This window comes from Thermostichus sp. MS-CIW-36 (genome assembly GCF_054059035.1).
Window position 1 is genome coordinate 13,516 of sequence record NZ_JBSSBR010000005.1, and the last position, 18,448, is coordinate 31,963.

Consider the following 18,448-nt stretch of genomic DNA (forward strand, 5'->3'; position numbering starts at 1 on the left):
AACGCTGCAGCCGTCGGCGGGTACTGGAGGTGTGGGGGAAGCTGGCGCATTGCCGATCCCACTTCGGAGATATCTTTTTGCCGTTCAGCGGGCCGTAGATCTTGGTGGGTGCGGTTTCAAACACCACTTGCGGCATCTTCAAGCTAGGCTTGAGCTAACCAAGCGGGCCTTAAGGGCAGATTCGATGTCCACCATCTTTGATCTCCACGCCACTGTTCTGGACGACTATCGCGATTTTGTCCGCTCCTTTTTTCTCATTGGCGACCAACGGGCGCAAGCCTTTGTGAATCAAGCTCTAGAGGAAGGGATCCACCTCTGGCCAGAACCCCTCCTCCAGCTCAGCCCTAGTTATGTATCTGGTCCAACCGTTGACGAGTTGGCCGAGGCGGGGCGCATTGCCCAAGAAACAGCCCGCATTTTCCGCTTTGAGGATGGCAGACCCTTCCGCCTCTACCGCCACCAGGAGGAAGCTGTTGCCAAGGCCCTAGCAGGCAAGAGTTTTGTCGTTACCAGCGGCACCGGCTCTGGCAAAAGCCTTTGCTACTTCTTGCCCATCATTGACAACTGGATTCGCCAGGGGGGATCCGTGGGCCAGGTGACGGCCCTAGTGGTCTATCCCATGAACGCGCTGGTGAACTCCCAGTACCAGGCTTTACAGGATCTCCGCCAGCGGTATGAGCGCCGCTACAGTCGCCCCTTTCCGCTGCGCTTTGCCAAATACACCGGCGAAACCGAGGAAAGCGATCGGGAAAACCTGCGGCGGGATCCACCCCAAATTCTGCTTACTAACTACGTGATGGCGGAGCTGCTTTTGGTGCGCCCCGAAGATCAGCGCTTTTTAAGTTCCAACGGGCTGCGCTTCCTGGTCTTTGACGAGCTGCACACCTACCGAGGCCGGCAGGGGGCCGATGTGGCGATGCTGGTTCGCCGCCTCAAGGGACGCTGCGCCGCCAAGGACTTGGTTCACATCGGCACCAGCGCCACCATGATTGCTCGGCCAGAGGCCGGCTCCCAGGAGCGCCGGCAAGCCGTAGCTGACTTTGCCAGCCGTTTTTTCGGCCATTGCTTTGAGCTGGAGGATGTTATTGAAGAAACCCTGGCTCCCTTCAGCGAAGGCGGCCCCCCCACCCCAGCAGAGCTAAAGAACGCCCTCGATCCGCCCTGGCCAACAGACCTGGCCACCCTGCGCCGCCACCCCCTAATGCGCTGGCTAGAGTATGAGCCGGGCCTGGAGCAAAGTCCCGATGGCAGCTTCAGGCGCCGCGTGCCCCGGAAGCTTTCCGCAGTTGCTGCCCAACTGGCAGAGCTGACCAGCACTACCCCTGAGAGCTGCACCGAGTCCCTACGCCAGTTTCTGGCCCACGCCAGCAGCCTGCGGGAGGGCTCTAGCCGCGGCCCGGCCTTGAAGTTGCACCAGTTTATCTCCCAGGGCCGCACCCTCTATGCCACCCTGGAAAGTCGGGACAAGCGGCAGTTTTCCCTGGAAGGACAAGTGCAAGCAGGGGAAGGAAAGCTGTTTTTCCCCGTCAAGTTCTGCCGCCACTGTGGCCAGGACTACTACCACGTCCTCAGGTCAAAGACTCACTTCCTGCCCTATCCTCTGGGGGAAGAGGTTGAGGAAGGCGAAGACCAGCAGGCCGGCTACCTCAGCTTGGATCCTCTTGACAACGAGTGGTCGCTGGAGCAGATCCCCGAAGACTGGTACACCCCTGAGGGCAGACTCAGGCCCAACTGGGGAAAGCGCGTCCCCCAAGCCGTCTGGGTGCGCCCGGATGGCTCCTTTTCCGAGTACCCCCAGGCGGAGGCGCAGAAGATGTGGTGGCAGCCCCAGCCCTTTTCTCTTTGCCTAGCTTGCGGCGAGTACTACAGTGGGCGGGAGCGGGAGTTCGCCAAGCTGGCTTCCCTCTCCAGCGAAGGCCGCTCCAGCGCCACCACCATTCTGGCCACTTCTCTGCTGCGCCATGCCGCTCAGACGGGTGCAGCCCGCGGCAAGCTGCTCACCTTTACCGACAACCGCCAGGATGCCTCCTTGCAGGCCGGCCACTTCAACGACTTTGTCCACGTGGCCCTTTTGCGGGCCGCGCTCTATGCTGCCCTGCAGGAGAAAAAAGAGCTGGACTTCTCAGAGGTAGCCCCGGCAGTGGTGCGGGCCTCAGGCTTGAGCCTTGCCGACATTACCCAAAACCCCGATTTGGATCCCCAGTCGCCGGCTGCCCAAGAGGTCTGGCAGGCTTTTACGGAGCTAACCGAATACCGGCTCTACGAGGATCTGCGGCGCGGCTGGCGGGTCACCCATCCCAACCTGGAACAGGTGGGCTTGTTGAAAATCGAATACCGCAGCCTCAGGGAGCTTTGCCAAGGCTCGGCCCTGGCCCCTCTCCACCCCTGGTTTGTCCAGGCCGAGGTTGAGGAGCGGGAACGCCTGCTGCGGGCTGTTTTGGATCAGTTTCGGCGCAAATTGGCCATCGATGTGCGCCTGCTCAAAGCCGAGTCCCAGAGAACGCTGCGCCGACGGGCCGAGCAACACCTCAACGAGTTTTGGGGCCTAGAAGAGTACGACGAGCTGCGGACGGCCACCTGCTTTGTCCGCCAAAGCTGCGACGGAAAGGACATAACAACTTTCAGCCTGGGCCCCCGCAGCGCCCTCGGACGCTTTCTTGCCAAGCGCCTTGGGCTAACCCGGGAAACCTACGATGAGCTTTTGGGATCCCTGCTTTCTCTCCTAGTTAGCTACGACCTGCTGCGGCGCCACTCGGAGAATGGCCAGGAAGCCTACCAGCTCAACGCTGGCTGTCTGCGCTGGTGCGTGGGCGATGGCTCGCCGCCGCCAGATCCTCTGTATTCCCGCCGGGCCGAGCAGAGCGGCTACTCCTCTGCCCGCTGCCCCGTTAATCTCTTTTTCCAGCGCCTCTACCAGGCCGGGGCAGCAGGGCTGGGATCCCTGGAGGCTAGGGAGCACACTGCCCAAGTGGTTCGGCCAGGAGAGCGGGAGCAGCGAGAAAGGCGCTTTCGCGGGGAGGATCAAGCTCGACGCCTTCCCTATTTGGTGTGCTCGCCAACCCTGGAGTTGGGGGTCGATATTGCCGATTTGGATCTGGTACATCTGCGCAACGTCCCTCCAACGCCGGCCAACTACGCTCAGCGCAGTGGACGCGCAGGCCGCCAGGGGCAGCCGGGACTCATCATCACCTATTGCGGGGCTTTCAATAGCCACGACCAGTACTACTTCCGCCGCCGCCCCGAGATGGTGGCCGGTCGCGTGCGCCCTCCCCGCCTGGATCTAGCCAACGAATCGCTGCTGCGCGCTCACATCCACGCCGTTTGGTTGGCTCAGGTGCGCCTGCCCCTAGGCAATTCCATTGAAACCGTCATCGACGCGGATCGGGAAGAGCTGCCCCTCAGGGAGACAGTGGCCCAGCAAATCCAACTTGAGGAGTCTGCCCGCCAACAAGTGAAGGAGCAGGTGCAGAAGCTGCTGGCCGCCGATCGCCAACTCCTAGATAAAAGCGGCTGGTTTAGCGAGCGCTGGCTTCAGCAGGTCATTGAAGAGGCACCCCAGGCTTTTGACCGAGCTTTCGATCGCTGGCGAGAGCTCTATCGGGCTGCCACGCAGCAGTTGGAAGCCGCTAACCGCCATCTCCAGACGACTCGCCAAAAGAAAGACCAACAGGAAGCCGAGCGCCGCCAGCAAGAAGCCCTGCGCCAGCGCAACTTGCTGCTGCAGATTGGAACCCAGCGGGAGGAAAGCGACTTCTATCCCTACCGCTATTTGGCTAGCGAAGGCTTCTTGCCCGGCTACAACTTCCCTGCCTTGCCGGTGCGGGCCTGGGTGCCCCGCGGCAGCGAGGGCGAGTTCATCGCCCGGCCTCGCTTTTTGGCTATCCGCGAGTTTGCTCCCCACAACTTCCTCTACCATGAGGGCTGCCAGTGGGAAGCAGTGGCGTTTCAGGCTCCGCCCGGCGGCCTGGAGGAGCGCAAAAGTAGCCACAAGCTCTGTTTTAGCTGTGGGGCCTTTGCCGATCCCCACCTGGATTGCTGCCCCGTCTGCGGCACCCAGTTCGATGGGCAAAACAGCCTCTTTACCCAGCTTCTGGAAATGCCCAATGTGCGCATGCGGCGGCGGGATCGCATCACAGCTGACGAAGAGGAGCGGCGGCGGCAAGGCTACGAGCTGCAGACCTTCTTCCAGTTTGCTCCCGAAAGCTCTGGCTACCGCGTCCAAGAAGCTAATGTGCTGAGCGGACAAACTCCCCTGCTGCAGTTGCGCTATGCCCCGGCGGCCACCCTGCTACGCATCAACCACGGCTGGCGGGGAAGTGGAGGGCGCGGCTTTTTGGTCAACTTTGAAAATGGGGAAGTTCCCTCGCGAGCTCAGCTTGAGCGGAACAGGGCAGGCTCGTCCAACCCAGTCCCCCTGCAGTCCATTCGCCTGGCGGTGCGCAGTACCCAAAACCTGTTGCTGGTGCGCCTGGTTCAGCCAGGGGTGGAGAATCCGCAGGCCCTGGAGACCACCCTGCGCTATGCCCTCAAGCGAGGGATCGAAGAGACCTTTGAGCTAGAAGAGACAGAGCTGGCCGCCGAGTGCATCGGCCAGGGATCCCATCAGGCCATGCTCTTCTACGAAACAGCAGAAGGGGGCGCTGGCGTCCTGCGGCGCCTGGTGGAAGAGCCCCAGGCTCTAGCGGAAGTGGTCCAAGTGGCGCTGGAGATCTGTCACTTCCAGCTTTCAGAGGCCGGGATCCAAGACCTGTGGCCCGAATGCCGAGCAGCCTGCTACGAATGCCTGCTCAGCTATGCCAACCAACGGGAAGCGCTGCAGCTTGACCGCTATCAGATCCGGGATCTTTTGGGTGAGCTGGCCCACAGTCGCACTGACCCAGGCAGCTCCCGACAAGAGCACTTGGATTGGCTACGCCAGCTCGTTGACCCTCGGTCTGAACTGGAGCGCAGGTTTCTCGAGGCGCTGGCAGAAGGAGGGTATCGATTGCCTGACGATGCCCAGAAGTCCATCAGTGAGCCCCGCTGTGTTGTCGATTTCTTCTATGACCCCAATATCTGCGTCTTTTGTGATGGCGCAGTCCACGATGAGCCAACTCGAGCCGAGCAGGATCGCCAACTGCGGGCTCAGCTCCTAGAAGGCGGCTACCGCGTGATTGTCCTGCGCTACGACCAGAATCTTCAGGAGCAACTGGCTCGCTATCCAGAAGTGTTTGGCCAGGGGAACTGAGAAAACCCTCAGTCCTGCTGGTGGGAAAATTGATAAGCGCCCACAAAGGCCAAGATCACCGCCAAGCTGCCCAAAACCCCAACCGTGTACCAGGGAAACTGGGAGAGGGGCTGATAGGCAGCCGCCCGCATGCCAATGCTGGCGTAGGAGAGGGGCAGGCAGTAGACCAGCACCTGCAGGTAGGTTGGCAACTGGGCGGGATCGAAAAAGGTGGCCCCCAGAAAAGACATGGGGGTAATCAAAAAGTTGGTGAGCACTCCCACACTCTCCAGGCTGGGCACCTTCAACCCGGCAATCACTCCAATGCCGGCAAAAACGGCACAATTGAGCAGCAGAATCAACAGCGATAGAGGGTGGAGAAGGCCCCAAGCGCCGGTGCCCAGCACCCCCACCGCCAAGACGCCCAGGGCTGTCAGCAGGCCGCGGGCAATGCCCGCCAGCACCTTGCCCAGATGTAAGGACAGCGGGTGAACCGGCAGGAGCAACAGTTCTTCAAAGCTTTTGGTGAAGAGCCGGGATCCACAGATGGAGAAGGTGGTGCCGGCAAAGCTGATGGTCATGGCGGAAAGGGCCACCATCCCCGGCAAAATAAAGCGCAGGTAGGAGCCTGCCGCCGTGGATCCCACCACATCGGCCAGAGCCTCTGAACGCAGGGATCCCCCCAAGCCCACCCCAAAGGCGACAATGTAGATGAGGGGGGCCACCAGACCTGAGGCCACCACCTGCCAAACTCGCCCCCGCAGATCCAGCCAGTCCCGCCAGAAGATGGTTAAACTGTCTTCCCAAATTTGCTGATAGGGTAGGGTCAGGGCACGGTTCACCATACGTTTTCCTCGCCGTTCACGGGTTTTGGGCTTGCCGTCTTGTGTCCGATTTTCTGCCACCACTCCGGTTGGGCACCGTTGGCTAATAGCCGTAGTAGTTGGAACGCCACCAAGCCACCGGCAGCGCCAACGCCTTGCTTAGGGTGGATACGTAGGCGCGAGTGCGAAAAACCTGGTAGTGGTTGCGCTCGATGGCGTTGAGGATCTGCCGGTAGAGCATCAGAGAAGCGGCCACCGGCCAGCGGGAGTCGGGTTGCAGGGTGGGGATCCCCCGTTCGGCCTGGGCGTAGAGCTGTCTGGCCCGTTGGATCTCGTAGTCCATTAGAGCCATCCAGCGCTCGTCGATAACATAGTCAAACAAATCCCGCTCAGAGTAGTTGAAGCGGCGCAGATCTTCGAGGGGGATGTAGATCCGCCCGCGGCGGGCGTCCTCTCCCACATCCCGCAAGATGTTGGTGAGCTGCATGGCGATCCCCAGCGCCACCGCCTCCTCGCGGCCATCCCGGCCCGGCACAAACCCCATGATCTCCGAGCACATCAGCCCCACCACCCCGGCCACGCGGTAGCAGTAGACGCGCAGATCTTCCCAGGTGGCGTAGCGCCGCGTATCCAAGTCCATGCTCTGCCCCCGCAGCATCTCGCGAAACGGCTCGATGGAGAGGCGGTAGGTGCGGATGGTGTGGATCAAAGCAAGGTCCGTGGGGACTTGCGGCTCGCCTCCCTGGAAGAGCGACTCCAGATGGGATCCCCACTGCTCCAACTTGCTGCGGGTGACCTCCACCTCTGCCTGGCTGGCCTCTAGCCCATCCAACAACTCGTCCGTTTGCCGCAGCCAAGCATAGATCGCCCAGATGGCCCGCCGTTTGGGTCGGGGCAAGAGCAGGGATCCCAAGTAAAATGTCTTGGCGTGCTTGGCCGTGATCTGGCGACAGAGGGCAAAAGATTGCTCAAGCGGACTCATCTGGCTGATCTCCAGGGGCGCAGGGCCAGGATAGAGAAGGAAGGGAAACGGCGAGGGCACATATCAACACTACGGGAAAGCGGACGCCGTGGATAGCCCAGAAGAGGTTATGGGGGAAGGGATTCAAAGGATCTTATTAAAGAGGCCGACGGCGGAGAGCTAGACCCCCGCTGCTGCCAAAGTCGAGGCCGAGACAGAGGCAGGTTGAAACGGGATCCCTTGGTTGATGGCTTCAGCCGCCCATTTGCCGGAGAGAATCGCTCCCTCCATGCTGCCCAGGAACGGCTGTAGGGTGTAGCTGCCCGCCAAGAAGAAGTTGGGAATGGGGGTAACTTGGGTGGGACGATATTGCTGTCTGCCGGGGGTGGCCTTGTAAACCGAGCGCGGCGTTTTCACCACCACCCATTTGCGCACGCGGGCGGGGTTGGGGCCGGTGAGGTGCTGGGGAAAGAGTTTTTTCAACTCCTCCAGCGTGGCGGCCAAGATCTCCTCGTCGCTGCGTTCAATCCACTCGGCGGCAGGGGCCAGCACCAGTTCCAACATCGATCGCTCCGGATCGGCGTAGGCACGGCAGGTGTTGCTCATGTCGGCGTACACGCTCAACAGCGGCGAGCGGGAAAACAAGGAGTGATCGATGTGGGTGAGCTTGCGGTCAAACCAGATCTGCAGGCTGATCACCGGCACCCCTTCCAGTTCCTGGAGCTGCTGAAAATAGGGGATCCCTTGCCATTGGGGCGGCAACAGCTCCTTGAGGGCATCCACCGAAAGGGCCGAGACATAGGCATCGGCAGTAACCTCCACCGGCCCAGAGGGGGTGGCCAAGCGAAACCCGGCCACGCTGCCGTCAGGGTTGAGACGAATGTCCTGCAACGCCGCGTTTAGATGAACCTCCCCCCCACGGGCCACAATGTAGTCCACCATCGGCTGACACAACCGCTCTGGGGGAGCGCCGTCTAGGTAGGCAATTTTGGAGCCATCCTTCTGCTGCAAAAAGCGGTTCAGGGCGGTCAGGGGCACCATCGCCGAGATCTCCTCCGGGTTGATGAAAGCCAGGGCTTTGGAAACGGCGATGAAAATATCGGTGTTGACCCGCTCGTCAATACCCTGTCGCCGCAGCCATTCCAAGAGGCTGTAACGATCCATCTGCTCCACATAGCGCTGGCCGCGAATCATGGCCGGCACCAGCCCCAGGGCAAACTTCACCTTTTCCCCCCAGGTGAGCATGTCGTTGTTGCGCAAGATGCCGACAATGGCGTTGAAAGGAGCGGGAATATCCGGCAGGTCAAAGCGGGAATAGGTGCCCGGCTTGTCCGGCTGGTTGAAAATCAAGCTGTGTTCCTTCCACTGCAGGCGATCGGAGATGCCCAGCTCCCGGAACAGCTGCAACGTGTTGGGGTAGGCGCCAAAAAAGTTGTGCAGCCCCGTCTCGATCCAGTCGCCGTCGGCATCTTTCCAGGCAGCCACCAGGCCACCCAAAACATCCCGCCGCTCAAAGAGGAGCGGTTGATGCCCGGCATCGCAGAGATACTTGGCACAGGCCAGCCCGGCCAGCCCGCCACCAGCAATGGCAACACGCATGAGGGTAACGACAAAGCAACATTTTTATTCTATTTGCAAACCGTTACAATTGCCGGGGCCAAGGGGCAGACGGAAGGCTGACCCAGCAAAAGCAGCGGAACAAGGGGATCCCTGAGCCCATCGGTCTCGCTGCCGGGATCCCAATCGCTGGTAGGATACATACGGAAGAAAAAGTAAAGATTTTCCGCAGTCCGGGGGGAAAGACAACGATGGCCAAACAAACACTGGGATCCCTGCTGTCATCCGGCTTTGATCTGGCCGGCAAGCGTGTGCTGGTGCGAGCCGATTTCAATGTCCCCTTGGACGCCCAGGGCAACATTACCGATGACACCCGCATTCGGGCTGCTCTGCCCACCGTCCAGGCCCTCATCCAAGCGGGCGCCAAAGTGATCCTCGCCAGCCACCTGGGCCGCCCCGTCAAAAAAGACAAAGAGACAGGCGCGGTTAAGATCGCTCGCGAGGGCAATAGCCTAGCCCCCGTGGCCACCCGTCTTTCTCAGTTGCTGGGCCAGCCGGTCGCCTTTGCCCCCGATTGCATTGGCCCCGAGGCCGAGGCAGTGGTGAACGGCCTGACCCACGGGCAGGTGGCCCTGCTGGAAAACGTTCGCTTCTACCCAGAAGAGGAAGACAACGACCCGGAATTTGCCCGCAAGTTGGCCTCACTGGCGGACTTGTTCGTCAACGACGCCTTTGGCAGTGCCCACCGCGCCCACGCCTCTACTGCCGGCGTTACCGCCTATCTCCAGCCTGCTGTGGCCGGCTACCTGGTGGAAAAGGAGCTGCAGTTTCTTTCGGGCGCCATCGAGAATCCGCGGCGCCCCTTGGCGGCCATCATCGGCGGCTCCAAAGTGTCCAGCAAAATCGGCGTCATCGAGAGGCTGCTGGAGAAGGTGGATAAGCTCCTCCTCGGCGGCGGCATGATCTTCACCTTTTACCAAGCCCAGGGCCTCAAGACCGGCAAATCCCTGGTAGAAACCGACAAGCTGGATCTCGCCCGCTCCCTGATGGAGAAAGCCAAAGAGCGGGGGGTGGAGCTGCTGCTGCCGGTGGATGTGGTGGTAGCCGATAGGTTTGACAAAGATGCCCAGGCCCAGACGGTTTCCATCCACCAGATCCCCGACGACTGGATGGGTCTGGACATTGGCCCAGAATCGGTAAAAGCTTTTCAGTCCGCCCTGCAGGGGTGCCAAACCGTGGTCTGGAATGGGCCAATGGGCGTGTTCGAATTCGACCGCTTTGCCCTGGGCACAGAAGCCATTGCCCGCACCCTGGCCGATCTCACTCAAGCGGGAGCCACCACCATCATCGGCGGGGGAGACTCGGTGGCTGCCGTGGAAAAAGTGGGCCTGGCCGACAAAATGACCCACATCTCCACCGGCGGCGGGGCCAGCTTGGAGCTATTGGAAGGCAAAGTGCTGCCCGGCATTGCCGCCCTCACGGAAGCCTAGGTTTCTCCTTTGGATCACAGCTCATCCAACACAAAAACCGAATCAACAAAGTAGGGGCTGAACCCAGCCCCTCTTAGCCTTAGTCGGTGTAGATCGCTGCAGCGATGGCGAGACAGGATCCGGCTTAGTGCATCACCACTTTAACGTTGGCGTTGTTCAAGCCAGGACGCTTCACCTCGGCCAAGGTCTTGTTGACGGCGTACTTCTGGTTGATGGAGTTGATCAACTCGGTCTGGTTGTGCTTCTTGGCCACGCCCCACAGATCGGCGATCAGGTCGTAGGAACCGTCGGGATTCTTCGACCAGCCCAGGTCGTAGTCGCCTTCCAACTGAGCCACGATGTCAGCGCGAACACGCTGGCCGTTGTAGCCACGCACGTCGGCGTTCAGCTTAACGGTGTAGCCGAGATCGCGCAGAGAGTTGATCAGGATTTGGCTATCGGTGATCTTGGTACGCAAGGTGCTAAAATGAGACATGGTGTTTCTCTCCTGTGTGTAGGGGTTGGAACATCAACACAAACAATGGGCACTGTTCTTTGGGGAAGGTTTGGGCCCTGCCGTCCCTGCTTCTGTCAAGGTAGCTTTGGATCCTCACCTCCTCCTAGAACTCCAGCCGCTGGTACTCGGCTACAGAGGCCGCTGCAGGCCGAGCCCGCTGCTGGGCCCATTCCCTCAACGCTACCACTTGCTCCGTCATGGTGCGAGATAGCGGTTGAGTTGCTTTCGTTGCTGCCAAAATGTCCAGTTGGGTAAATTCGCGGTTCTGGGCAAACGCTTCGTACATGGCAGCAATCAAAACTTGTTCGATCTCCGCGCCGGAGAAGCCTTCACAGGCTGCGGCCAACTGGCGCAGATCAAAGCGGCTGATGTCGCGCCGCCGCTTCTTCAGGTGGATCCGAAAGATCTCGATGCGCTCGTTGATGTTGGGGAGATCCACGAAGAAAATCTCGTCAAAACGGCCCTTGCGCAAGAATTCACCCGGCAGACGGTCCACACGGTTGGCGGTGGCCATGACAAAGACCGGCGAGCGTTTCTCCTGCATCCAGGTCAGGAAGGAGCCAAAGATGCGGCTAGAGGTGCCCCCGTCGGAATCGCTGGAGCCTGCTGACCCGGCAAAGGCTTTGTCCAGCTCGTCGATGAAAAGGATGGCAGGGGCGAGAGATTCAGCAGTTCGCAGGGCACTGCGCAGATTCGCTTCCGATTTGCCCACCATGGAGCCATCATAAACGCGGCCCATGTCCAGACGCAGCAGGGGCAGGCCCCAGAGACGGGCAGTGGTCTTGGCGATCAGCGACTTACCGCAGCCAGGCACGCCCAGGATCAGCATACCCTTGGGTTGGGGCAGTCCATAGGCGCGAGCTCGCTCGGTAAAAGCTTCAGAGCGTTGCAGCAACCAGCGCTTCAGTTCTTCCAGACCGCCAACGGCGTCGATGGTCTCGCCCTCTTCGATAAACTCGAGAATGCCGTTGCGCCGGATCAGTTGCTTCTTCTCAGAGAGGATGATGTCTACTTCTGCCTCGGTGAGGCGACCATGCATCACCACAGCCTTGCGGTAGACTTTTTCTGCCTCGTCCTGCGTTAGGCCCAGGGCCGCCTTGAGCAACTTTTCGCGGGTATCAGGAGCCAAAGGCAGAGAGCGCGGGATCTGCTCCAGCTGGCGGTTGAGGGCGCGCTCCAATGTGGCCATGTCCGGCAGGGGGAAGTCCACTACGCAAATGTCTTTCTCCAGCTCGACCGGGATCACCTGCACCGGCGACATGAGCAGGATGGTTTTGTGGGATCCCTTCAGGCTGGCAATAGCATCCCGCAGCCAGCGCTTCACCTCGGTGTTGTCCAAGAAGTCATGTAGGTCTTTGAAGACGCAGATGGCGGGATCCTTTTGCTCCATTACCCACTGGATGGCGGGCTGGGGGGATTGGGTGTTGTGCTGGGTGAGGCTGCGGGGGTTGCCGTATTCGATGATGCCGTGGGTAACTGTCCAAATGAATAGGCGTCGCTGGGGCTTGAGGGTGCGGGCAATCGCTGCCAGAGCCGCCTCGGCCCGTTCCTCCTCTGGAGTAAGCAGGTACAGCAGTGGGTATTGAGCTTGAATGAGGATGCTTAGCTCTTGCATGGGAAACACCAACTGCAGAGGGGAAATTTCAGGAGCCGCCAGAACGGTTGAAAAATGGGGTTCGAGTTGCCTAGGTATTGGATTGCACTTGGGAGTACGCCCTTGTTGGATGGATTTTGAGAGGATTTTAGAAGCCTTCTGTGTTGCTGTCTGCTCCTATCAGCTCAAGTTCCTGAAGGGGGCCCGCTTGGGAGCGTTCTAGCAGGGTACCAGAGCATCCTGCCGTTGCTCTTCCGAGCCAGCAGCCGATCCCCAGTATTCTGGCTCCACCTCTTCAAGGATGGCTTCGGCAGCCGATGTCTGGTGCAGGGAAACCACCTCTCCATCGCGGATAACAAATGGGTGACTACACTTGGGACATTGATGGACACGATAGGCGCTACCTTGTACCCCTTCAATGACCTCTGGGTGAAGCAGATAGAAGGTAATGGCCTTCTCTGCCACTGCCGACATCGGCTCCCGCTCCACGGCAGCCCGAATCTTCAGATTCCGGTGCAGCTCAGGTGAGAGATACAGGGTCACCTTCTGCTTGGACTCTGTGCCTTCCACTACCTCTGGCCGATGATTCATGGCTAACCGCTTTCTTTGAATTGCTTGCCAAACTTGGGGCCTATCATAGCCAGTCTGCCGGCTTGACGGCAAGTTTTTAACAATCTGTAACAAACAATTTTCTTGATGGCCCTCTGTGGATACCTGCGGCTGGGGGAGTAGGCTAGGTGGAAGACAAGGAGCGGAATGTCCAATCCCTATGGAACGCTTGATCAACACCCTCAGCAAAAATTTCTCTAGCTGGGGCCGCCGTGCCCTGGTGCAGGCCAGCGATGGTTTGGCCAGCTTGAGAGACACTGCCGTGGACAACGGCAATTTGTTGCTCTGCAAGGCCCGAATCGCGTTTGCGGATGCCAGCTTCACCACCCTAAAGGCAATTCGGTCTCGCTTTGGCGCCAGTCGCTGACGGTTGGGCAGAAGCACCCTGCTAGCCGCCCAGATCTTGCAGCCGATAGAGGCTGGCATAGAGCCCGCTGAGGGCCATGAGCTCGGCATGGGATCCCTGCTCTTTGAGTTCCCCCCGCTGCAGAACCAAGATGCGATCCACATCGCGGATGGTGGAAAGGCGGTGGGCGATGATCAGGGCGGTGCGATCCCGCAGCAGGGTGTCTAGAGCCGATTGCAGGAGCGCTTCGGTGCCCACATCCAGGCTGGCCGTGGCCTCATCCAAAACCAAGATTTTGGGATCCCGCCACATGGCCCGCACAAAGCTGATGAGCTGTTTTTGGCCGCTGGAGAGGTTGTTGCCTCGCTCCCGCACGGGGGTGGCGTAGCCTTGGGGCAAATCGCGGAGGAAGTCATGCAGGTTGAGTTGGCGGGCGACCTGCTCCACTGCCGCTAGATCTGCCTTCTCTCCTAGGGTGATGTTTTGCTGGATATCCCCGGAAAACAAAAATCCATCCTGCAGGATTACCCCTAGGTGGCGGTGCAGCTCGGCTTGGGGGAGATCGCGAATATCGACACCGTCGATGCGAATGGAGCCGTGGGTTACGTCATAGAGGCGGCAGAGCAAGCGGATGATGGAGCTTTTCCCGGCTCCCGTGGGCCCCACCAGGGCCACTTTTTCTCCGGGGCGGATGGTGAAGGTGAGGTCTTTCAGCACCCACTCCCCGGGGTTGTAGGCAAACCAGACGTGCTCAAACTGCACCTCTCCCTTAGCATCGGGGGGTAGGTGGCGGGGCTGAGCGGGATCCCGGATGGCGACCGGCAGGCTGAGGATGGCGTCGATGCGCTCGACGGCGGTGAACCCCGCCTGCAGGGCGGTGAACTTTTCCGCCAACTGCCGCAGCGGGTTGAAAAACCGTTGCGAAAAGAGAATAAAGGCGTAGAGGCTGCCAAAGGTGAGGGGTTCCCTGGGCAGGGGCAGGGATCCCGTCCATCCCCCTCCAACTGAGCCCCTACCGGCTGACATCACCTGCTGCCCGCCCACCCAGAGCAAAGCCGCCACGGCCAGCCAAGACACCCACTCCAAAACGGCAGAAAGGGCAGAATCATAAAGGATGGTTTGATCCACTTCCCGGATGTAGCGGCGGTTCATGGTTTGAAAAATCTCGCTATTGAGCCGCTCCCGCCGAAACAGTTGCACCACGGTAATGCCCAAGATGTTCTCCTGGATCCAGGAGTTCAGCTTGGAGAGTTCTTCGCGCACGCGAAAGTTGGCATCCCGAAAGCGGCGCTGCAACTCGAGGACAACGGCGCTGATGGGCAGGACGATCAAGATCAGCAGCAAGCCCAGATCCCAGCGTTGGCTGAGCATGACCACCGCGATCACCCCCAGAGTAAACAGGTCGCTGACAATGCCGACGGCACCGGTGGAAAAGACATCCCCCAAGGCTTCCACGTCGCTGGTGATGCGGGTGATCAGCTTGCCCACCGGGGTGCGGTCGAAAAACTGAGCCGGCAAGGCCAGAATGTGGGCGAAGAGATCGTCGCGGATGTCGCGAGTCATCAATTGCCCCAGCTTTTGGCTGACATACCCTTCCAGGGCTTGAAAGAGCCAGCGAACCAGCACCGTCAGGATCAACAGCCCCACATAGGGCCAAAGGTCGGAGAGGATCCCGGCCTCACCTCGTTCCAGCGCTCGGGCAATGGGGCCATCCAGAGCCCGCTGTAGGATCAGAGGCTGCACCGCATCCGCCAAGGCCAAAGGGGGCAGAAAGGCCAAGGCCGCCAACACCAGCCTGAGGTGCCGACGGGCGTAGGGCCAGAGGAGCCGCAGCAGCCGCCAATCGCTGGCTCGCCGAGGGCGGGGATCCCTACTTAAATCGGTATCGGGGGGAGAGGCGGCAAGGCTCACAGGCTTACACCCGAGAACAACAAAGACAACTCATAGAGAGCACTGATCTACTCTAAGCGCTCTCCCTGAGGGAGAGGGAGTTTGGGATCCGCAAGGGTTTCCTCGCCATTGGGAATGGCTATAGCTGCACCCCTAATGGCTCTGGGACGGACGGAAAACTGGCCGCTTCAGGAGCTTCTGGCCGCTCGGTTCGGGCAGGCTGTAGGCAGCTTGATGAGGAGAAACCGGCAATGTCTTACTCAACCTCTTACTCCGTGTCTTACTCGAAAATCTTTTTCCCAGTTTGGGTGGCGGGGCTGCTGTTGTTGATCGGCGGCGGGATCCTGTTTGGCCTGTTGCGGGCTTTTGGGCTACCTATTGGGGAGCTGGCCGATTGGGCCATTGGGATCGCCAGCTTTTGGTGGCTGGTGGTGATCGTCACCCTTCCCTGGAACCTCTACTTTCAGGCCAAGGCCGTTCAGCAGGAGGCGGTTGTGTCTCAGGAACGAGGGATCCCGGTGGAAGATTCAACCTTGGCTTTCCTACAAAAGCTCAGCCGCTGGTCGTTGCGCGTGGCCATTGCCCTGCATGGGCTGTCGGCTCTGGCTTTCTATGGCTTGGCCGTTGGGCAAGTCACCCCCATTGGCTACCCCAGCGCCGTGGCTGCGGTGTTGTTAACGGCTCTGCGCCCGGCCATCCGGGGCTACGAGTATTTGGCCGACCGCTTGGCCCAGTTGCAAGGGCAAATCCAGATCCCTCGCGAAGATGCCATCGAGTTGGCCGAGCGGATAAAGCAGTTGACACGCCAAGTCGAGCAGTTGCAGGAGCAATGGGATCCCGGCAAGCCCGGTTCTTGGGCCCAACAGGAGGAAGAAACCCGGCGCTACCTACGGCAGGAGCTGGCTACGCTCAAGGCCCAACTGGAACAGTTGCGGGCCAGCAACGAGCTAGACCACAGCCAACTGCGCCAAGAGACCCGCCAAGCTGTGGCTCAGCTCAGTGTGGATAGCCAGTTTCTCGGCCATGTGCGGGAGATTCTTCGCTTTATCAAGGAAGCTTAGCGGGATCCGTTGTTCAGTCCTTCCAACTGAGCGGAAAACTGAGAAGGAACAAGCTTGGTGCCCACCCCGGCATCGGTCAAAATCTCCAGCAGCAGAGAGTGAGGGGATCCCCCATCCAGAATGTGGGCCGCCCGCACCCCTTGTGCCAGGGCGCGAATGCAACACTGCACCTTAGGGATCATGCCGCCCCTGACCACACCTGTTTGGATAAGCTGGCGGGCCATCTCGATGTCCAGCAGGGTAATCAGGGAGCTGGGATCCTGGGGATCCTGGAGAATGCCAGGGGTGTCGGTGAGCAAAATCAGCTTTTCTGCCCCCAGAGCAGCCGCCAGTTCTCCCGCCACCGTATCGGCGTTGATGTTGTAGGCTTGGCCTGTCTCATCGGCAGCCACGCTGGAGATCACCGGAATCTGTCCACCTTCCAACAGGGTTTGCAGCAACTGGGGGTTGATGCTGCTCACTTCCCCAACAAAGCCGATCTCTGCCCGGCCCTGGGATCGCGCTTTGATCAAGTTGCCATCCCGCCCGCACAGCCCCACCGCCGATCCGCCGGCCAAGCTGATGAGCTGGACGATCTGCTTATTAACCTTGCCCACCAACACCATCTCCACTACTTCCATGGTGGCGGCATCGGTAACCCGCAAGCCATCCACAAACTTGAAGGGAATGTCCAGTTTTTGTAGCCAACTGTTGATCTCCGGCCCCCCCCCATGCACCAACACCGGGCGGATCCCCACACAGGCCAGAAAGACGATGTCTCGGAGCACCTCGGCCCGTCGCTCTTGGTGCACCATGGCTGCGCCGCCGTATTTGATGACAATAACGCGGCCCTGGTACTGCTGAATGTAGGGTAAAGCCTCGATGAGGATCTGCGCCCGCGTAAGGGGATCACACGCCGACCCGGTCGCCTCAGAAAGGGAAGAGTTGGTTTGCACTGCTGTAAGTCCCTAGAAGTCCAGAAAACCTGACCTAGAGTATCCCATTCTGCTTGCAAAGCAGATCTCAGGCTTTGGGCGTCAACTGGTGGTTTTTTTTCAAGCTCGCTTCCCCAACCCAAGGACAATTTGGTTGAGGAATCGCCGTCAATCTTCAGGTATGGAACGGGATCGCCAGCAAAGGCAACAGGGACAACCCCAACCAGGCCCAACCCCGAATTAAAGAAAAATGGGGCGGGGGATCGACGGGCCCTGACTCTGCCTGCTGCAGCAGGGCATCGATACGCTCCTGCAGCCGTTGCCCTGAGTCCGAACTCACGGTCATTGCAAAGCCAACCCAAGCTGCCGCCGGTTGCTCCACCACGCCATAGCCCACCACCTGCAGCAGGGCCTCTCCCAACAACAAGGGATCCACCCGTTGGGCCGCCCAGCGATCCGCCCGCAGCTCCCGCAGAGTGAGCAATTCCTGCCAGAGGGCCTCGGTGTTGGGCAGCCAGCCGGTGAGGCGTCGCAGCCAGCCCACCCCAAACATCCACAGGGTGTCGCGGTAGTGGCGATGGGCTTCTTCGTGAGCGATTACAGCCCGCAAGTGCTCATCATCCAACTGCTCCAGCAGGCCGCGGCTGACCACCAACTGGGCATTCCACACCCCCACTTGGGCAGCAAAAGGGATCTCCAAATCCAGCACGTAGGCCGGAGAGCCATGCAAATCCACCTGGGCCAGAGCTTGCAGATGGGCACGTCGATAGGAGCGCCAGTATTCCCAAATCCAGTGCAAGGCCACGCCGCCGGCCACGGCCAGCAACAGCAGGGCACAGCCGTAGCAGAACCAGCCCCCTGCTCCGGCCATTTGTCCCCACGGCCCCATCCAGGCCAAGGCCAAAGCAGTGGTCAGCAACAGCAGCGGGGGCAGCAAGAAGTGGATCCAAGCCCGCTGCCAACGTCGGCTCCACCCGCCCCCCTTATCCAGGCGCACTTGCACCCGCCACAGCCAACTGAGGCCCAAGCCCAGCAATAACATGCCCAAGTGGCTCATCGCGGATCCCTCCTGGCTTGACGGGCCGCCCGCAGCCGTTCGGCAATCGCCTGCAACTGGGACACACTGGCCTGATCCAGGCTATCGGCAAAGGCTGCCACCGTATCGGGATCCCCTACAGCCAAAAACTGCTGCAGGTGGGTGAAGGCCCTGAGGCTGGCCGCTTCCTGACGCGAAAGACGAGGCCGCCACAGCATGGGCAGATTCCGCCCTTGGGGATCGGTGCGGCGCTCACAGCTCACCCAGCCCTTCTGGCTTAAGCGCTGCAAAACTGTAGTCACAGAGGCATAGGCCAGCTCCCGATCCGGATCGGCCAAGATGCGCTCGTGGATTTGACGGGTGCTGGCACTGCCCAGATCCCAGAGGATGTCCAAGATTTCCGACTCCAGAGGGCCCAGCGACAGTTGCTTGGGACGATGCTTGGGCAACATGAGCCTTTGCCG

Annotated in this window: 15 protein-coding genes; 4 read left to right on the top strand and 11 right to left on the bottom strand. The window is 60.2% G+C overall.

Annotated elements, in window-relative coordinates; all coding sequences use genetic code 11:
- The first annotated feature begins 184 nt into the window (after nucleotides 1-184).
- The gene (locus tag ACVWVQ_RS03790) at nucleotides 185-5,227 is read left to right on the top strand and encodes a DEAD/DEAH box helicase (protein WP_457506952.1); all 5,043 of its coding nucleotides are present in this window, start codon (nucleotides 185-187) and stop codon (nucleotides 5,225-5,227) included.
- 8 nt (nucleotides 5,228-5,235) lie between these two features.
- Here ACVWVQ_RS03790 and ACVWVQ_RS03795 read toward each other — a convergent pair whose 3' ends face one another.
- From ACVWVQ_RS03795 to ACVWVQ_RS03810, 4 genes are all read right to left on the bottom strand, one after another.
- Nucleotides 5,236-6,051, bottom strand: a complete 816-nt coding sequence (locus tag ACVWVQ_RS03795; RefSeq protein WP_414355720.1) for an ABC transporter permease — start codon at nucleotides 6,049-6,051, stop codon at nucleotides 5,236-5,238.
- Between the two features lie 82 nt (nucleotides 6,052-6,133).
- Nucleotides 6,134-7,012, bottom strand: coding sequence for a phytoene synthase (locus ACVWVQ_RS03800; RefSeq protein WP_457506955.1), 879 nt, complete (start codon nucleotides 7,010-7,012; stop codon nucleotides 6,134-6,136).
- Between the two features lie 159 nt (nucleotides 7,013-7,171).
- On the bottom strand, nucleotides 7,172-8,590 hold the full coding sequence (pds, locus tag ACVWVQ_RS03805; RefSeq protein WP_457506957.1) for a 15-cis-phytoene desaturase: 1,419 nt from the start codon (nucleotides 8,588-8,590) through the stop codon (nucleotides 7,172-7,174).
- A 29-nt stretch (nucleotides 8,591-8,619) separates the two neighbouring features.
- On the bottom strand, nucleotides 8,620-8,751 hold the full coding sequence (locus tag ACVWVQ_RS03810; protein WP_457506959.1) for a hypothetical protein: 132 nt from the start codon (nucleotides 8,749-8,751) through the stop codon (nucleotides 8,620-8,622).
- A 48-nt stretch (nucleotides 8,752-8,799) separates the two neighbouring features.
- On the opposite strand from ACVWVQ_RS03810, the gene ACVWVQ_RS03815 reads away from it, so the two are divergent.
- Nucleotides 8,800-10,038 carry a phosphoglycerate kinase gene (locus ACVWVQ_RS03815; protein WP_457506961.1) on the top strand — a complete coding sequence of 413 codons (1,239 nt, stop codon included), beginning with the start codon at nucleotides 8,800-8,802 and terminating at the stop codon, nucleotides 10,036-10,038.
- A 124-nt stretch (nucleotides 10,039-10,162) separates the two neighbouring features.
- On the opposite strand, the gene ACVWVQ_RS03820 is transcribed toward ACVWVQ_RS03815, so the two are convergent.
- The 3 genes from ACVWVQ_RS03820 to ACVWVQ_RS03830 all read right to left on the bottom strand — a co-directional run bounded on the left by ACVWVQ_RS03820 (nucleotide 10,163) and on the right by ACVWVQ_RS03830 (nucleotide 12,719).
- The gene (locus tag ACVWVQ_RS03820; RefSeq protein ID WP_414355711.1) at nucleotides 10,163-10,513 is read right to left on the bottom strand and encodes a DUF1257 domain-containing protein; all 351 of its coding nucleotides are present in this window, start codon (nucleotides 10,511-10,513) and stop codon (nucleotides 10,163-10,165) included.
- A 124-nt stretch (nucleotides 10,514-10,637) separates the two neighbouring features.
- The gene (ycf46, locus tag ACVWVQ_RS03825; protein WP_457506963.1) at nucleotides 10,638-12,149 is read right to left on the bottom strand and encodes a stress-responsive protein Ycf46; all 1,512 of its coding nucleotides are present in this window, start codon (nucleotides 12,147-12,149) and stop codon (nucleotides 10,638-10,640) included.
- A gap of 198 nt (nucleotides 12,150-12,347) precedes the next feature.
- Nucleotides 12,348-12,719, bottom strand: a complete 372-nt coding sequence (locus ACVWVQ_RS03830; protein WP_041436554.1) for a hypothetical protein — start codon at nucleotides 12,717-12,719, stop codon at nucleotides 12,348-12,350.
- A gap of 178 nt (nucleotides 12,720-12,897) precedes the next feature.
- Here ACVWVQ_RS03830 and ACVWVQ_RS03835 point away from each other — a divergent pair, with 178 nt between their 5' ends.
- Nucleotides 12,898-13,104, top strand: a complete 207-nt coding sequence (locus tag ACVWVQ_RS03835; protein WP_041436551.1) for a hypothetical protein — start codon at nucleotides 12,898-12,900, stop codon at nucleotides 13,102-13,104.
- 21 nt (nucleotides 13,105-13,125) lie between these two features.
- On the opposite strand, the gene ACVWVQ_RS03840 is transcribed toward ACVWVQ_RS03835, so the two are convergent.
- Nucleotides 13,126-14,994, bottom strand: coding sequence for an ABC transporter ATP-binding protein (locus ACVWVQ_RS03840; protein ID WP_457506965.1), 1,869 nt, complete (start codon nucleotides 14,992-14,994; stop codon nucleotides 13,126-13,128).
- A 230-nt stretch (nucleotides 14,995-15,224) separates the two neighbouring features.
- On the opposite strand from ACVWVQ_RS03840, the gene ACVWVQ_RS03845 reads away from it, so the two are divergent.
- Complete coding sequence (locus tag ACVWVQ_RS03845; RefSeq protein ID WP_457506967.1) at nucleotides 15,225-16,034, top strand: hypothetical protein; 810 nt, start codon at nucleotides 15,225-15,227, stop codon at nucleotides 16,032-16,034.
- On the opposite strand, the gene argB is transcribed toward ACVWVQ_RS03845, so the two are convergent.
- The 3 genes from argB to ACVWVQ_RS03860 all read right to left on the bottom strand — a co-directional run bounded on the left by argB (nucleotide 16,031) and on the right by ACVWVQ_RS03860 (nucleotide 18,436).
- Nucleotides 16,031-16,969: an acetylglutamate kinase gene (gene argB, locus ACVWVQ_RS03850; protein ID WP_457506969.1), complete on the bottom strand. Its 939-nt coding sequence runs from the start codon at nucleotides 16,967-16,969 to the stop codon at nucleotides 16,031-16,033. The two genes, ACVWVQ_RS03845 and argB, sit on opposite strands and share 4 nt — an antisense overlap.
- A 154-nt stretch (nucleotides 16,970-17,123) precedes the next feature.
- Nucleotides 17,124-18,005 carry a M56 family metallopeptidase gene (locus tag ACVWVQ_RS03855; protein ID WP_457506971.1) on the bottom strand — a complete coding sequence of 294 codons (882 nt, stop codon included), beginning with the start codon at nucleotides 18,003-18,005 and terminating at the stop codon, nucleotides 17,124-17,126.
- Nucleotides 18,002-18,436 carry a BlaI/MecI/CopY family transcriptional regulator gene (locus ACVWVQ_RS03860; RefSeq protein ID WP_011433287.1) on the bottom strand — a complete coding sequence of 145 codons (435 nt, stop codon included), beginning with the start codon at nucleotides 18,434-18,436 and terminating at the stop codon, nucleotides 18,002-18,004. Before ACVWVQ_RS03860 ends, ACVWVQ_RS03855 begins: the two co-directional genes overlap by 4 nt.
- Between the last annotated feature and the right edge of the window lie 12 nt (nucleotides 18,437-18,448).

What these genes read in the sequence shown, in the direction of transcription:
- ACVWVQ_RS03790 (WP_457506952.1), top strand. Translation starts at nt 185, where the DNA reads ATGTCCACCATCTTTGATCTCCACGCCACTGTTCTGGACGACTATCGC.
- ACVWVQ_RS03795 (WP_414355720.1), bottom strand. Translation starts at nt 6,051, where the DNA reads ATGGTGAACCGTGCCCTGACCCTACCCTATCAGCAAATTTGGGAAGAC.
- ACVWVQ_RS03800 (WP_457506955.1), bottom strand. Translation starts at nt 7,012, where the DNA reads ATGAGTCCGCTTGAGCAATCTTTTGCCCTCTGTCGCCAGATCACGGCC.
- pds (WP_457506957.1), bottom strand. Translation starts at nt 8,590, where the DNA reads ATGCGTGTTGCCATTGCTGGTGGCGGGCTGGCCGGGCTGGCCTGTGCC.
- ACVWVQ_RS03810 (WP_457506959.1), bottom strand. Translation starts at nt 8,751, where the DNA reads ATGTATCCTACCAGCGATTGGGATCCCGGCAGCGAGACCGATGGGCTC.
- ACVWVQ_RS03815 (WP_457506961.1), top strand. Translation starts at nt 8,800, where the DNA reads ATGGCCAAACAAACACTGGGATCCCTGCTGTCATCCGGCTTTGATCTG.
- ACVWVQ_RS03820 (WP_414355711.1), bottom strand. Translation starts at nt 10,513, where the DNA reads ATGTCTCATTTTAGCACCTTGCGTACCAAGATCACCGATAGCCAAATC.
- ycf46 (WP_457506963.1), bottom strand. Translation starts at nt 12,149, where the DNA reads ATGCAAGAGCTAAGCATCCTCATTCAAGCTCAATACCCACTGCTGTAC.
- ACVWVQ_RS03830 (WP_041436554.1), bottom strand. Translation starts at nt 12,719, where the DNA reads ATGAATCATCGGCCAGAGGTAGTGGAAGGCACAGAGTCCAAGCAGAAG.
- ACVWVQ_RS03835 (WP_041436551.1), top strand. Translation starts at nt 12,898, where the DNA reads ATGGAACGCTTGATCAACACCCTCAGCAAAAATTTCTCTAGCTGGGGC.
- ACVWVQ_RS03845 (WP_457506967.1), top strand. Translation starts at nt 15,225, where the DNA reads ATGTCTTACTCAACCTCTTACTCCGTGTCTTACTCGAAAATCTTTTTC.
- ACVWVQ_RS03855 (WP_457506971.1), bottom strand. Translation starts at nt 18,005, where the DNA reads ATGAGCCACTTGGGCATGTTATTGCTGGGCTTGGGCCTCAGTTGGCTG.
- ACVWVQ_RS03860 (WP_011433287.1), bottom strand. Translation starts at nt 18,436, where the DNA reads ATGTTGCCCAAGCATCGTCCCAAGCAACTGTCGCTGGGCCCTCTGGAG.